Origin of the sequence: Halomonas campaniensis (assembly GCF_014193375.1) — a bacterium.
GTDB lineage: Bacteria > Pseudomonadota > Gammaproteobacteria > Pseudomonadales > Halomonadaceae > Halomonas > Halomonas campaniensis.
In genome coordinates this window covers 82,823-96,133 of sequence record NZ_JACHZF010000010.1, presented here as the reverse complement: position 1 = coordinate 96,133, position 13,311 = coordinate 82,823, and the positions used below count along the sequence as shown (strand labels likewise).

The 13,311-nt window shown below is 68.7% G+C and carries 14 protein-coding genes; 2 read left to right on the top strand and 12 right to left on the bottom strand.

From position 1 onward, the window contains the following. Position 1: 1 nt before the first annotated feature. The 11 genes from BDK63_RS08430 to phnF all read right to left on the bottom strand — a co-directional run bounded on the left by BDK63_RS08430 (position 2) and on the right by phnF (position 9,467). Positions 2–1,156 (bottom strand): alpha-D-ribose 1-methylphosphonate 5-triphosphate diphosphatase, encoded by a 1,155-nt coding sequence (locus tag BDK63_RS08430; RefSeq protein ID WP_183330928.1) that lies wholly within the window; start codon positions 1,154–1,156, stop codon positions 2–4. Further along, positions 1,153–1,878, bottom strand: a complete 726-nt coding sequence (gene phnL / locus BDK63_RS08425; RefSeq protein WP_183330927.1) for a phosphonate C-P lyase system protein PhnL — start codon at positions 1,876–1,878, stop codon at positions 1,153–1,155. The genes BDK63_RS08430 and phnL overlap by 4 nt, the downstream gene beginning before the upstream one ends. A 10-nt stretch (positions 1,879–1,888) precedes the next feature. Continuing rightward, positions 1,889–2,719, bottom strand: a complete 831-nt coding sequence (locus BDK63_RS08420) for an ATP-binding cassette domain-containing protein (RefSeq protein ID WP_183330926.1) — start codon at positions 2,717–2,719, stop codon at positions 1,889–1,891. Beyond that, on the bottom strand, positions 2,716–3,621 hold the full coding sequence (locus tag BDK63_RS08415; RefSeq protein ID WP_183330925.1) for an alpha-D-ribose 1-methylphosphonate 5-phosphate C-P-lyase PhnJ: 906 nt from the start codon (positions 3,619–3,621) through the stop codon (positions 2,716–2,718). Before BDK63_RS08415 ends, BDK63_RS08420 begins: the two co-directional genes overlap by 4 nt. Further along, the gene (locus tag BDK63_RS08410) at positions 3,618–4,739 is read right to left on the bottom strand and encodes a carbon-phosphorus lyase complex subunit (protein ID WP_183330924.1); all 1,122 of its coding nucleotides are present in this window, start codon (positions 4,737–4,739) and stop codon (positions 3,618–3,620) included. Before BDK63_RS08410 ends, BDK63_RS08415 begins: the two co-directional genes overlap by 4 nt. After that, positions 4,739–5,323, bottom strand: coding sequence for a phosphonate C-P lyase system protein PhnH (phnH, locus tag BDK63_RS08405; protein ID WP_183330923.1), 585 nt, complete (start codon positions 5,321–5,323; stop codon positions 4,739–4,741). The genes BDK63_RS08410 and phnH overlap by 1 nt, the downstream gene beginning before the upstream one ends. Beyond that, on the bottom strand, positions 5,316–5,792 hold the full coding sequence (locus BDK63_RS08400; protein WP_183330922.1) for a phosphonate C-P lyase system protein PhnG: 477 nt from the start codon (positions 5,790–5,792) through the stop codon (positions 5,316–5,318). Before BDK63_RS08400 ends, phnH begins: the two co-directional genes overlap by 8 nt. Before the next feature lie 27 nt (positions 5,793–5,819). Then, a complete protein-coding gene (gene phnE / locus BDK63_RS08395) occupies positions 5,820–6,845 on the bottom strand; it encodes a phosphonate ABC transporter, permease protein PhnE (RefSeq protein WP_183330921.1) in 1,026 nt (341 codons plus the stop codon). Positions 6,846–6,855: 10 nt separating this feature from the next. Then, positions 6,856–7,662, bottom strand: a complete 807-nt coding sequence (phnC, locus tag BDK63_RS08390; RefSeq protein WP_183330920.1) for a phosphonate ABC transporter ATP-binding protein — start codon at positions 7,660–7,662, stop codon at positions 6,856–6,858. A gap of 84 nt (positions 7,663–7,746) precedes the next feature. Beyond that, positions 7,747–8,688, bottom strand: a complete 942-nt coding sequence (locus BDK63_RS08385) for a phosphate/phosphite/phosphonate ABC transporter substrate-binding protein (RefSeq protein WP_183330919.1) — start codon at positions 8,686–8,688, stop codon at positions 7,747–7,749. A gap of 50 nt (positions 8,689–8,738) precedes the next feature. Then, a complete protein-coding gene (gene phnF / locus BDK63_RS08380; protein WP_183330918.1) occupies positions 8,739–9,467 on the bottom strand; it encodes a phosphonate metabolism transcriptional regulator PhnF in 729 nt (242 codons plus the stop codon). Positions 9,468–9,633: 166 nt separating this feature from the next. Here phnF and BDK63_RS08375 point away from each other — a divergent pair, with 166 nt between their 5' ends. Continuing rightward, positions 9,634–10,926, top strand: coding sequence for an aspartate kinase (locus tag BDK63_RS08375; protein ID WP_183330917.1), 1,293 nt, complete (start codon positions 9,634–9,636; stop codon positions 10,924–10,926). A 94-nt stretch (positions 10,927–11,020) separates the two neighbouring features. Next, positions 11,021–11,953 carry an alpha/beta hydrolase family protein gene (locus BDK63_RS08370; protein WP_183330916.1) on the top strand — a complete coding sequence of 311 codons (933 nt, stop codon included), beginning with the start codon at positions 11,021–11,023 and terminating at the stop codon, positions 11,951–11,953. 104 nt (positions 11,954–12,057) lie between these two features. On the opposite strand, the gene gap is transcribed toward BDK63_RS08370, so the two are convergent. Beyond that, on the bottom strand, positions 12,058–13,080 hold the full coding sequence (gene gap, locus BDK63_RS08365) for a type I glyceraldehyde-3-phosphate dehydrogenase (protein WP_183330915.1): 1,023 nt from the start codon (positions 13,078–13,080) through the stop codon (positions 12,058–12,060). Between the last annotated feature and the right edge of the window lie 231 nt (positions 13,081–13,311).

Below are 13,311 nucleotides of genomic sequence, written 5' to 3'. Positions count from 1 at the left end.
CTCATCCGTGGTCGAAGTGGGCGACCAGTGCCGGCACGCCCCCCGACCAGACCCGCTCGGCCTGAGGCAGCCCGCCCAGGGTCTTCACCGCCACCAGGTCGGCGCGCTGGCCCACGGCAATCTCGCCGCGATCGGCCAGGCCCGCCGCCCGGGCCGGATTTCGCGTCACCAGCGCCACCGCCTCGGCCAGCGAGATGCCGGCCAGGTCGGGGAGGCGCATCACCGAGGGCAGCAGGGCCGCCGGCGAGTAGTCACCGCACAGGCAGTCGGCCACCTCCGCCAGCACCGCATCCAGCGCGCGCATGTTGCCGGACTGGGACTGGCCACGCAGGATGTTGGGCGCACCGAACAGGGTCGCCATGCCCTGCCGGCGGGCCGCTTGGGCGGTCTCCAGATTGACCGGGAACTCGGAGATGGCTGCTCCCAGCGTCCTGACGGTCGCCACCTTTTCGGGCGTGTCATCGTCGTGGCTTGCGATGGCCACGCGCTGCTCGCGAGCCAGCTCGGCAAGCCCTTTCATCCGCTGCATGGCCCCCTCGGCGGCGGCCGCCTTCTGGGCCAGGAGCGCATCGATCTGTGCCCCGTCGGTTCGGTAGGTGCGGGACAGGTAGGCGCGGTAGGCCTCGACATCGCGGAACTGCCCCTGGCCAGGGCTGTGGTCCATGAACGAGATCAGGTGGGCATGCCCCTCGTTCAACAGGGCCGCGATCACCGGCGGCGCCGAGTCGTCGGTGACCTCGTAGCGAACGTGGACACGGTTGTCGATCAGGGCGTGGGCGCGCCAGTCGCCGATGGCCCGGGCGATCTCGGCGGCGAAGGCGTTGTTGCGCACCCCCAGCTCATGGTTGGCGAACGACAGGGCGTGGTACACGGTGGTGATGCCGGCCGTGGCGTTGCGCTTGTCGGCCTGGGCGCAGGCGAACTCCAGCGGGAAATGCACACCGGGGCGAGGCTCCACCTCCTTCTCCATGGCATCGCAGTGCAGGTCGATCATCCCGGGCATCAGCAGCCGACCGCGCAGGTCGAGCTCGATGGCCCCGGCATGGCCGGCGGGGTCCAGGGCGGCGATGCGCCCCTCCTCGATCAGCACGGCGACATCATCACGCACTTCGCCGGGCAGCACCACGCGGGCATGGGTCAGCAGGATCGCGGTCATGGGGTCGTCTCCTCCAGCAGGGCGGAAGCAGCAACCGGCGAGGAGAGCGTCACCACACGGTCGGCCAGCCGCTCCACCAGTTGCGGCTGGTGGAAGATGGCGAGCATTCCCACCCCCTCCGCCTTGATGGCGTTGAGCAGGTCCACCACGCGGTCGGTGGTGGCAGGGTCGAGGCTCGCGGTGGGCTCGTCGAGGAGCAGCAGCCGCGGCCTGGCGATCAGGCCCCGGGCGAGGTTCACGCGCTGTTTCTCGCCCCCCGAGAAGGTCGCCGGCGGCACCCGCCACAGGCGCTCGGGCACGTTGAGCAGGTCGAGCAGCTCGCAGGCGCGTTCGGCGGCGAGCTCGCGGGAGGTGCCACGCATCGCCAGGGGCTCGGCCACCACCTCCATCGCCGACTTGCGCGGCAGACAGTGCAGGAACTGGGTCACGAAGCCCAGGTCCTGGCGACGCAGTTCCAGCATGCGGTGTTCGCTGGCCAGTGCCAGGTCGGTGATGGCGCCGTTGGCATCGCGATAGAGGATGCGGCCGCTGCTCGGCAAGTAGGTGCGGTAGATGGCCTTGAGCACCGAGGACTTGCCGGCGCCGGTGGGGCCCACCAGGGCGGTCAGCTCGCCCGAATGGACCGCCAGGTCGACCCGAGCGCAGGAGGGAATCAGCGCATTCTGGTCATGCAGCTGGAACTGCTTGGAAAGACCTTCGATCTCGAGAATGGGAGGGTGCACGTCGGGCTCCTTACAGCGCAGAGGCCACCAGACGCTGGGTATAGGCGTGCTGGGGGTCTTCGAGGATTTGGTCGGTCAGGCCGGATTCGATGATGCGGCCATACTTCATGACGATGGTGCGCCCCGCCAGGAGCCGGATAACGCCCAGGTCATGGGTTACCACGATCATGGCGGTGCCCAGCTCCTGCTGGATCTCCAGGATCAGGTCGAGGATGCGCGCCTGCACCGAGAGGTCGAGCCCGGTGGTCACCTCGTCGAGGTAGAGCAGCGGGGGCTGGGTGGCCAGCGCCTTGGCGATCTGCACGCGCTGCTGCATGCCGCCGGAGAACTGCCTGGGCGACTCGTCCATGCGCTCCGGCAGCACCTCGGTGCGCGCCAACAGCCGCCGGGCACGCTGACGAATCTCGCCGTAGTGAGTCAGGTCGCTCATCAGCAGGCGCTCGGCGATGTTGCCGCCGGACGACACATTGAAGTTCAGCCCCAGATGCGGGTTCTGGTAGACCATGCCCAGGCGGTGGTTGCTCAGCCAGCGTTGCTGGGCGGCATTCAGGCTGAACAGGTCCCACTGGCGCGCCTCATCGAAGAACAGCGCCTCTCCCGCAGTCGGCTGGTCATCGAAGTAGAGCGTCTTGACCACGGTGGACTTGCCGCTGCCGGATTCGCCCATGATCCCCAGGATCTCGCCCTGGTGCAGATCGAAGTCGATCCCGTGGCAGGCCACGACCGAGTGACAGTGCGGACAGATGTTGGTGTCCATCTCCGGGCCGGTGCTGTCGGTACACTGGGCGCAGCCGTGACCGTGAATCTTGGTCAGGCCGCGCACCTCGAGAATCTTCTTCATGACATCGCCTCCCCGGGGATGGTGTCGTGTTCGGCCAGGCGCGAGTGGCAGTAGTCGGAATCGGAGCACTGCCACTGCTTGTTGCCGTCGTCGTCGATCAGCTCATCGAGGAAGCTGTCGGTGGCGCCGCAACGGGCACAGGGTCGGCGCGCCCCCTGGGCATCGCGGAAGTCCTCGACGCGAAACGGCACATCATCGAAGGCCAGCGGCTCGGCCCGGGTGTAGGGCGGCACGGCGTAGATCTTCTTCTCGCGACCGGCACCAAGCAGGATCAGCGCCGGGCTGTTGTCCAGGCGCGGTACGTCATAGCGCGGGATCGGGCTGGGGTCGATCACGTAGTGGCCGTTGATGCGCGTCGGATAGCGGTGCGAGATGGTGATCTCGTCGAACTGCACGATGTCCTCGTAGAGCTTGGTGAGCAGCCGCGAGTAGTCGGCCTCGCCGTGCATCACCTTGCGCCGCGCCTCTGAGGGCTCCACCACCACCAGCGGGTCGGGATAGGGCACCTGCAGGATCATCACCTGGGACTCGCTCAGCGCCACTTCGGGGATACGGTGGCGGGACTGGATCAGGCTCGCCTCGGTGGTGCGTTCGGTGGTGTCGACCCCCGGGCAGGTCAGCTCGACGAAGTGACGCAGGTTGACCGCGTTGACCGAGTCGTCGGCGCCCTGGTCGATGACCTTGACGGTGTCGCCCTCGCCGATCAGCGACAGCGTCACCTGCAGGCCCCCGGTGCCGAAGCCACGCCCCATGGGCATCTCCCGCGAGGCGTAGGGGGTCTGGTAGCCGGGAATGCAGATCGCCTTGAGGATGGTGCGACGCACCTCGCGCTTGGCGTACTCGTCAAGGAAACCGAAGCTGTAGGCCGCATCATCCAGCGGCAGTTCATAGCTCACGTTCATGACTCGACTCCTTGCGAGGACTGGGCGGCATCGGCCTTGTCCTGGGTGGTGCGCAGGCGGTCCATGTCGGACTGGAAGGTGACGTAGTGCGGCATCTTGTAGTGGCTGGCAAAGCCCATCGAATCAACACCGTCCACGTGCAGCAGCACGAACTCCGGGTCCTCCGAGGGGTTGGCGGGACCGTCGCGCATGCCCTTCTGCAGGGCCCGGTCAAGGATCGCCATGGAAATGGCCTTGACCTCGTTATGGCCGAAGCAGGCGCCATAGCCGAGGGTGAAGGTGGGCGGGCCATCGCTGTCGGCGCCCTCGTACATCGCGACTACCTCACACTCGGTGACCAGCACCTCGCCGGCCTCGACCGGCTCCCCGGTGACTGGATGAGGCAGCACCACGGGCAGGTAGCCCACGCGAAGCTCGGCAATGGTGGGGTGCACGTCGCCGTAGCCGCGCATGTTCGAGTAGGCGATGGCCAGCAGCGAGCCGGTCTCGGCGCGCGCCATGGTGGCCAGCGCCGCCGAACGTGGCACCGGGAATACCAGCGGGTCGCGGGTGATGTCGAAGGCGGCTTCCCGCGAGCGCGTGAGCGGCGGCAACAGCCCCTCCTCGCGCAGGGCGTCGACCACCTTGGGGTAGCTGTCGGGCAGGTCGTTGTCGGCAACGCCGTCCAGGAAGCGCCGCGAGACGGAGCGGAACGCCTCGGGCGACTCGTCGGCCAGGTCGAGTCGCATCAGTCGCAGCGCATAGTCGGTGGTGGGGCCGAGCATCTGGCCACCGGGGATGTCCTTGAAGGCACTGGAGATGCGCCGGATCAGCCGCATCTGGCGCGTCTCCTGCACCGGCAGGTCGAGCAGGCGCGGCTTGGTGGAGCGGTAGGCGCGCAGCGCGAAGGCCGCCTCCAGGGTATCGCCCTGCATCTGCTTGATGGCCAGCGCCGCCAGGCGCGGGTGATAGAGCCCCCCTTCGGAGACCACCCGGGAGGTGAGCAGCCGCAACTGCTGCTCGATGGCGGCGAGGGTCAGCGGTGTGCCTGCCTCGCCCTCGGCACAGCGCAGCGCCTCCATGGCGGCCTCGGCCCCGGCGATCGCCCGGCCGCCGCCCTTGATGGCAACATATCCCATCAGTGCACTCCTTCTACGGTCAGCCGAGTGGTCCGCGGCAGCACCGCCACCGCCCGCTCACTCGCCAGGATCAGGTCCACGCCCAGGGGGAAGTGGACGTTCCACTCGTCGCGCAGCCGCCACCAGGCGGGATCGACGCCGGCTACCCGCAGCGTCTGCTCGGCCTGGATTCCCGGGCCGGTCAGGTGCAGTTCGATGCCCTCCTCCAGCGCCGGCACCTGGATAATCAGGGTGGCGCCCTGCTCGGGGTTCTCCAGCGAGCCCAGGCGTGGCGTCATCTGCGGCGGATGGGCGGCGCCGCAGAGCACGAAATCGGCGGATTCGACCGCGCTGCTACGCACGCCCAGGCGCCTGATATCATCCTCCGCCAGGCGCCGCTCGGGATCGGCCAGGCGGGAGGCGCCATCGGTGAGGGTCGCCAGCAGCAGCAGGGTGGCCGACTCACCGTCGTCGGCCAGGTGCACGACCCGCCCCGGGTACGAGAACGCCGTCAGCAATCCCCGGAAGGCACGCTGCTGGCGTGGCGGCTGCCAGACGCCCATACGAACATCGCGAGGGGCCTCGAGGGTCATGGGATCATTCATCGTCATCTTCCTCGGCAGTGCCCAGCAGGGCGAAATCCACGCGGGTGGCGGCCAGCAGGGCGCGCCGCTGGTGGTCGCTCTCGGCCACCACCGCTGCGCCCTGCTCCAGCAGTTCGACGGCACTTTCGTGGCCCGGCAGGCGGGCACCCACGGCCGCGTCGAGAATGGCCAGATCACGCACCAGGCCAATCCGGTCGTCGACCAGAGTGGCCGCCCCCTCTACCGGGCCTTGTGCCAGACTGGCCAGCCGCACTTGCGAGCGGGCCAGGGGCACCTCGCCGATGAAGTAGGTCTCGCCCAGGGCGCTGTCGGAGAGCGGCATCAGCCCGAGGCCGGACTGCGCCAGCTCCAGGTCCTCGACCTCGTAACGCTCGGCCAGCTGTCGTGCCGTGGCCCGCACCAGCGTCGCAGGGAGCGCCGACCAGAGCCGCAGCCACTGCCCTCTGGGCCATTCATTCATTGAATTCATGGGATTGCCTTGCATGTCGGTTGGCGATCAGATCAGTCGGGCACGGATGCGTGCCTGCAGCTGATCGAGCAGGAAGACGAAGATGAAGATGGCGATCAGGATGGTCATCACGTGGCCGTACTGGAACATGTCGAAGCGGCCCTTGAGCTCCTGGCCGATGCCGCCGGCCCCCACCAGGCCCACCACCGTGGCCATGCGCAGGTTGCGGTCCATGATGTAGGCGGTGTAGGCGATGTACTGCGGCAGCACCTGGGGCAGCACGCCGTACCACAATGTCTTGATCTTGCCGGCACCGATGGCCTCCAGTGCCTCCTGGGGCTTCTTGTCGGCGTTCTCGATGTCCTCGGCGTAGAACTTGCCGAGGAAGCCCGCGGCATGCAGGCCCAGGGCCAGCACCCCGGCAATCGGGCCGAAGCCATAGGCCAGCACCAGAAACAGGGCCACGATCAGCTCGGGAACGGAGCGCAGCAGGCTGATGAACCCTCGGGCGGCGGTGTAGGTGAAGCGGTTGGCGCTGTAGTTGCGCGCCGCGAAGTAGGCCAGGGGAATGGAGAGCACCACCGAGAGCAGCGTTCCCCACAGGGCGATCTCCAGGGTCTCGACCATCTTGACGAAGACGGTCCAGACGTAGCCGAGCGGCTTGACCAGCACCTCGACCTGCTCGGTGGCCGCCTCCAGTTGCAGCGTCTCGAGGTTCATGCGCTGCTCGACACGCTCCTGCACCTCGATATAGGAGAACAGGGGCAGGCGGTCGCGATCGAGGTCGCTCATGCGGTTGACCTCCTCGACCTCGCCGATCACCGGGGGCCACATCGCCGTGCCGACTCGCGAGAGGCCACGCACCACCTGGGAGTCATCCGCCACCCCGATCAGGTTGCCCACCGCCTGGGTGGTCATCGCCACCATGCGATCCATGTCGGTACGCTGGCCGGTCACCAGCAGCAGGGCAACGATCAGCACCAGCCACAGCAGGTGCCTGGCGCTGTAGGGGGGCGACAGGTGCCACTTCACTTCTGCCCCCCTGGGGGGCACGGGAATAGGTCGCGTCGTCATGGCCCTCTCCTTACGCCAGGGAGACATTGGTCGTGCCGAGAGCCAGCGATGACCCGGCTGCTTCCTCCGGTGTGGTGTCGTCCCACACCGCTCCGTGGTAGAGCGACTCCACGCACTCGTCGGTGAAGGCCTCCGGCGAGCCGTCGAAGACGATCTGGCCATCGCGCATGCCGACGATGCGGTCGCCGAACTCCCGCGCCAGCTCGACCTGGTGCAGGCTGCACAGCACGGTGGCATTGCGCTCGCGCGCCGCGTCACGAATCAGTCTCAGGATGTCGCTGGAGATCTTGGGGTCGAGGCTGGCGACCGGTTCGTCGGCCAACACCACTTCCGGGTCGAGCATGAAGGCCCGGGCGATACCGACCCGCTGCTGCTGCCCGCCGGAGAGCTCCCCGGCCCGGCGCTTGAGGTGCGCCGGGGAAAGCCCCACCTGGGCGAGCAGCTCACACGCCTTCTCGCGGTGCTCCGGCCGGAACCAGCCCGACATCGCCCGCGCGGTCGACACCATCGGCAGCAGCCCGGCCAGCACGTTGGCCGCCACGCTCATGCGGTTGGTCAGGTTGAAGTGCTGGTGGACCATGGCCACGCGACGGCGCAGCACCGACTGGGTCCTGGCATTGAACTCGGTGCCATCGATCACCACCCGCCCCGAAGAAGGCTGCATCAGGCCGTTGACGGCCCGCAGCAGGGTGGATTTGCCCGCCCCGGAGGGGCCCAGGATCACGCAGAACTGCCCGCGTGGTACCTCGAGGGAGACATCGCGAATGGCGTGGGTGCCGTCGGGCCATACCTTGTTGAGTGACTCGAAGCGAATCATGTCATTGCCTCTTGCTGACGCCCTGGCGGTGCCGGCCCGTGGTAACGGGCCGGCCTCCCGGGGCATGAAGGGGGAACCGGCCGCTCAGCGGACGCTGCTCTTGCGGATGATCTCCTGCTTGAGGGAATCGTTGACCCGCTCGAACATCTCGCCGGCCTTGGTCATCACCTCCTCGCTGACCTCGGCGGTGTAGCCGTCCACCCGGCCGCCGCCGTAGCCGCGAATCTGCTCCGGGGTGATGCCCGGCAGCTGGTCGATGCGGTTGAAGACGTCGCGCAGGGTCGCCTTGACTGCCCCATCGACATCGGGATGGATGGCCAGCGGCGGGTAGGGAATCGGCTCGCTCTTGGCCACCACGGTGATCCGGCTCGGGTCGATCGACCCGCCGTTGACGGCGCGTTCGTAGGAGTCGAAAGAGGCGCCGCCGGCATCCACCAGGCCCTCGGCCAGGGCCTGGAGCACGTTGGCATGGCTGCCGGCCATGTTGATGGCACCGAGGTCTGTGACCGGATCAATATCCGCCTCGAGCATCATCGCCACCGGTACCGCGAAGCTGGAGGTGGAGTTGACGTCGCCCAGCGCCACCCGCTTGCCGGGGAAGTCGGCCAGCGTCTCGATGCCGCTGTCGGCATGGGCAAAGAGGCCGGAGTAGTAGACGGAACCGCCGTCGCGCACGGCCAGCGCCAGCAGTTCGGCGCAGCCCTGCTCGCGGGCCTGCAGGTAGCTCAGCGGGCCGAACCAGGCGATGTCGGCCACGCCGTTGCACATCGCCTCTACCACCGAGCCGTAGCTCTGGCCCACCTTGATGTCGAACTGCAGGCCGGTCACCTGCTCGATGGCCGAGAAGACCGGCTGGAAGTCGCGCCGGGTGCCATCCTCGGTGCCGCCATCGGCGGGCACCAGGATCACCCGCAGGGGGCTGTCAGGGCTGCCGTCGTTCTGCGTCGCCATGGCAGCCAGCGGAAGCGCCAGCAGCAGGGTGGCAGCGGCAAGCGGTTTGATCGAGGCAAGAGGTTTCAGATACATTGCAGGAGCTCCTGTGGGGGGAGTGACGTTCAGCGAGGTTTGCGAGACCTTCATGGGTTGATGCGCAGTTGGATCCGGTCTGCGCGGAACCGGGTGATGGCGTACTCGACCGGGGTGCCATCCCGGTCATTCACGTTCACGCTCTTGACCCGCAGCACCGGTCGGTTCTGCGGCATGCCCAGCAGCCTGGCGTCGTCCCCTTGCGGGAGCACCGCCGTCACCAGGCTCTCGGTACGACGCAGTCGGCAGCCGTAGCCCGCCTCCAGCAACGCATGCAGCGAATCGCGCTCGAAGCGCTCCAGCAGATCGGGAAAGCGCTCGGCCGGAGCGAAGTGCGAGATCACGCACAGCGGACGCCCCTCCACCAGTCGCAGCGTCTCGATCCAGTGCACTGCCCTTCCTTCGGCAATGTCCAGCCGCTCGGCTACCCCGGCGATGGCGCCGAGGGTCTGCTTGCGCAGAATGCGCAGATCGGTCATCAGGCCGAGCGAGGCCAGGTTCTCGGTGAAGCGGGTCGCCTGGCTGATCCGGTAGTCCAGTTGGGTATCCAGCACGAACACGCCGAGCCCATGGCGCCGCTCCAGTAGCCCCGCCTCGACCAGCTCATCCACGGCACGGCGCAGGGTATGGCGATTGACGCCGAACTGTTCGGCGAGGGCGGTCTCGGAGGGCAGGCCGTCACCCGGGACGAAACGGTGACGCACCTCCTGTTCGAGTCGGCTGGCGATCTGGCGGTAAAGGGCCAGCCCGGAATCACGGTCAACGGCGTAGAGGCTCATGTGTAGTCGTCTAGATGAGTGGACAGGTGCCACACTAGCGACGCTTGATGACGGCAAGGTGTCGGTTACGTGATAGTTGCCTTGCGCGCAGGCATACGCCGCGGCCCTTTCCCGCAGCGGCCCTGGCCTCTAAGGTGGAGGAAACCCATCGTGAAGGGGGCCAGTGATGACCCGGGTCTTCAAGTTCGGTGGCGCCTCGATCCAGGACGCCGCGGCCATCCGCCACCTGGGGGAGCTGCTGGCCGGCTTCCCCGACCGGCCGCTGGTCGTGGTCGTGTCGGCCATGGGCAAGACCACCAACGCCCTGGAGGCGCTGATCGCGGCGGCGCGAGAGGGTGACGAGGCCGACTACCGCCGCCGCCTCGAGGCCCTGCGCCAGGCCCACCTCACGGTGATGACCGAGCTCTTCGGCGAGGGAGGGGGCCCGGCGGCACGGGTCGCCGCGCTGTTCGACGAGCTGGACGCCCGGCACCGCCAGTACCGCGACGCCTCCTACCCCCTGCACTACGACCAGACCATCGGCTACGGCGAGCTGCTCTCCACCACCCTCGTCGCCGCCTGGCTCGACGCCACCGGCGTGGCCACCACCTGGTGCGATGCCCGCGAGCTGGTCGTCACCGACGCCTGTCACCAGGCCGCCAACGTCGACTGGGCGGCCACCGCCCGCCGGGTCGCGGACCTGCCCCTGGAGGACGGCCGGCTGCTGCTGACCCAGGGCTTCATCGGCGCCACGCCCACGGGGGCCATGAGCAGCCTGGGACGCGAGGGCTCGGACTTCAGCGCGGCCATCCTCGCCCACTGCCTGGGGGCCGAGGAGGTGGTGATCTGGAAGGACGTGCCGGGGCTATTCAACGCCGACCCGCGGCGCTTCGACAATGCCGTGCCGCTGGCGCACCTCTCCTACGCCGAGGCCGTCGAGCTGGCCTGGCACGGCGCCAAGGTGATCCACCCCAAGACCCTGGGCCCGCTCCAGCAGAAGGCGATCCCGCTGACGGTGCGCTCCTTCCTGGAGCCGGGCGCCCCGTCCAGCACCATCGACGCCGAGACGCGCCACGACGCCGCCCACCCCGCCTTCATCCTGCGCGACGACCAGGTGCTGCTGGAGGTCACGCCCCGCGACTTCGCCTTCATGGACGAGGCCCGGCTGCACGACATCCTCGGCCGCCTCGTCGACGTCGGCCTGCATGCCAACCTGATCGACAGCGAGGCGATGCGGCTGCGGCTCTGCGTCGACCCGAAGCCCGAGAAGCTCGACCCGCTGGCCGACTCGCTGGCCGCCGACTACCGGCTGGATCGCCACGAGGGGCTCACCCTGCTGACCGTTCGCCACCCCACCCCGGCGCTGCTCGAGGCCCTCGCCGAGGGGCGCGAGGTGCTCGCCGAACGAGGCAATGCCGGTACCGCCCAGCGGCTGTTCCGCGGCGACCAGTGCCCCGAGACCTGGCATATCCCGGACTGAGGCCCGCCGGCTTCGCCGAAGGTGCCAATGCCGGCGGGGCGCGCCTGTGCGATGGTAGCGGGCCACCCGTGCCCGCCCCGACAGGATTCGCCCCATGCCCCAGCCCATCACCTTCCCGGCCGCCGATGGCTTTCGCCTGCAGGGCCACGAATGGCGCCATGCGCACGCGGACCCGTCGCGCCCGGTGGTGGTGATCAACCCGGCCACCTCGGTGGCCAGCCGCTACTACCACCGCTTCGCCGCCTACCTGCATGCCCACGGCATGGACGTGGTCACCTACGACTACCGCGGCATCGGAGCCTCGCGCCCGCCCGCCTCGCTGCGTCGCCTGCCGGCCAGCTGGTACGACTGGGGCGAACTGGACTGCGAGGGCGCCCTGCGGCACGCCCTGGCGGCGTTTCCGGGGCAGCCCCTGGACGTGGTGGCCCACTCCATCGGCGGTTTCGCCCTGGGCCTGGCACCCTCCAATGGCCGGGTGCGGCGGGCCTTCTCCATGGGCTCCCAGTTCGCCTACTGGCGCGACTACCGGCCCGAGCTGCGCCGCGGCATGCTGCTCAAGTGGCACCTGGTGATGCCGCTGCTGGCCGTGGCGCTGGGCTACGTGCCCGCCAAGCGCCTGGGCTGGATGGAGGACACGCCCCGCGGCGTGGCGCTCGACTGGTCGACCATGCGCCCCGGCTTCGAGCAGAGCTTCCGCCACCGCTCGCCGCGCGGGCGCCGCCTGGCGGCCGAGCGACGGGCGCGCTTCGGCCAGCTGCGCGCCCCGCTGCTGGCGCTGAGCGTCACCGACGACCCCTTCGGCACCGAACCGGCCATCGAGCGCCTGCTCGGCTACTTCACCTCGAGCCCGCGCACCCACCTGCGGCTCTCGCCGCAGGAGATCGACGCCGAGCGGATCGGCCACTTCGCCTTCTTCCACGACCGCTTCCGCCACAGCCTCTGGCCGATCGCCCTGGCCTGGCTGACCCAGGAAGCGCTGCCCGCGGCCGCCCCGGGCCGCCACCGGCACCACCCCCGGCACGCCTGACCGACACGCCAGACACGCGAACGCCGGGGCGGTCACGCCCCGGCGTTCGTCACGGCCGCTTCTCGAACGGGTCCGTCGCGGCTACCCGGCCGGGCAGGCGCGGCTCAGGCCGCGTCGCGCTTGGCGTCGGCAGCGGCCTGCATGGCCAGGGCGGTGTCCAGCATGCGGTTGGAGAAGCCCCACTCGTTGTCGTACCAGGCCATCACCTTCACCAGCCGTCCGTTCACGCGGGTATGGTTGGCATCGAAGGTGGAGGAGTTGGCGTCGTGGTTGAAGTCGATGGAGACCAGCGGCTGGGCGTTGACCGCCAGCACCGGCGATGCCTCGGCGGCCCGGGCGACGATGGCGTTGATCTCCTCCCGGGTGGTGTCGCGGCTGGCGGTGAAGACCAGGTCGACCAGCGAGACGTTGATCACCGGCACGCGGACCGCCAGGCCATCGAACTTGCCGGCCAGGCCCGGCAGCACCAGGCCCACCGCGGCGGCGGCGCCGGTCTTGGTGGGGATCATCGAGTGCGTGGCGCTGCGGGCCCGGTAGGGATCCTTGTGATAGACGTCGGAGAGGTTCTGGTCGTTGGTGTAGGCGTGAACCGTGGTCATCAGGCCGTTCTCGATGCCCACCGCCTCATCCAGGGCCTGGGCCACCGGCGCCAGGCAGTTGGTGGTGCAGGAGGCATTGGAGACCACCTTGTGCTCGGGCTTGAGCACGTCCTCATTGACGCCGTAGACCACGGTGGCGTCGGCATCGGGGCTCGGGGCGGAGATCAGCACGCGCCCGGCGCCGGCCTCGAGGTGCTTCGCCGCGGCCTCACGCTTGGTGAACAGGCCGGTGCACTCCATCACCAGATCGACGCCCAGCGACGCCCAGGGCAGCGCCGCCGGGTCGCGCTCGGAGAGGATGGCGATGCGGTCACCGTCCACGCTGAGGCTCTCGTCGTCATGCGCCACGGGGAAGGGGAAGTGGCCGTGCACGGTGTCGTGGCGCAGCAGGTGGGCGTTGAGTGCCGGGTCGCCCAGGTCATTGATGGCCACCACCTGGATCCGCCGGCGGTAGCCGTTCTCGTAAAGGGCGCGAAGTACGTTGCGGCCGATGCGGCCGAAGCCGTTGATGGCGATCTTGAGCGTCATGTCCTCTTCCTCTTGCTCCAGTGGCGACGTGTGGGTCCCGGGGTGAGCCGACTGGCGGAGGTGGGACGGCATCGAGAATGCCGACTCGACAGGCCCGCGGCTCATCGTGTGCCCACAATGTGGCGCAAGGCGACGCCGGACTCAAGATTTTTTTAGTAACTTTACAACATAATGAGCTTCAATCTCATGGCGGACCCCCTGCCATCCGCTGACATCCCTGGAGCTTTTGCG

Excerpts from the sequence above, each read along its gene's own strand:
- BDK63_RS08430 (WP_183330928.1), bottom strand. The coding sequence starts at position 1,156 with ATGACCGCGATCCTGCTGACCCATGCCCGCGTGGTGCTGCCCGGCGAA.
- BDK63_RS08420 (WP_183330926.1), bottom strand. The coding sequence starts at position 2,719 with ATGAAGAAGATTCTCGAGGTGCGCGGCCTGACCAAGATTCACGGTCAC.
- BDK63_RS08415 (WP_183330925.1), bottom strand. The coding sequence starts at position 3,621 with ATGAACGTGAGCTATGAACTGCCGCTGGATGATGCGGCCTACAGCTTC.
- BDK63_RS08410 (WP_183330924.1), bottom strand. The coding sequence starts at position 4,739 with ATGGGATATGTTGCCATCAAGGGCGGCGGCCGGGCGATCGCCGGGGCC.
- phnH (WP_183330923.1), bottom strand. The coding sequence starts at position 5,323 with ATGAATGATCCCATGACCCTCGAGGCCCCTCGCGATGTTCGTATGGGC.
- BDK63_RS08400 (WP_183330922.1), bottom strand. The coding sequence starts at position 5,792 with ATGAATTCAATGAATGAATGGCCCAGAGGGCAGTGGCTGCGGCTCTGG.
- phnE (WP_183330921.1), bottom strand. The coding sequence starts at position 6,845 with ATGACGACGCGACCTATTCCCGTGCCCCCCAGGGGGGCAGAAGTGAAG.
- phnC (WP_183330920.1), bottom strand. The coding sequence starts at position 7,662 with ATGATTCGCTTCGAGTCACTCAACAAGGTATGGCCCGACGGCACCCAC.
- BDK63_RS08385 (WP_183330919.1), bottom strand. The coding sequence starts at position 8,688 with ATGTATCTGAAACCTCTTGCCTCGATCAAACCGCTTGCCGCTGCCACC.
- phnF (WP_183330918.1), bottom strand. The coding sequence starts at position 9,467 with ATGAGCCTCTACGCCGTTGACCGTGATTCCGGGCTGGCCCTTTACCGC.
- BDK63_RS08375 (WP_183330917.1), top strand. The coding sequence starts at position 9,634 with ATGACCCGGGTCTTCAAGTTCGGTGGCGCCTCGATCCAGGACGCCGCG.
- BDK63_RS08370 (WP_183330916.1), top strand. The coding sequence starts at position 11,021 with ATGCCCCAGCCCATCACCTTCCCGGCCGCCGATGGCTTTCGCCTGCAG.
- gap (WP_183330915.1), bottom strand. The coding sequence starts at position 13,080 with ATGACGCTCAAGATCGCCATCAACGGCTTCGGCCGCATCGGCCGCAAC.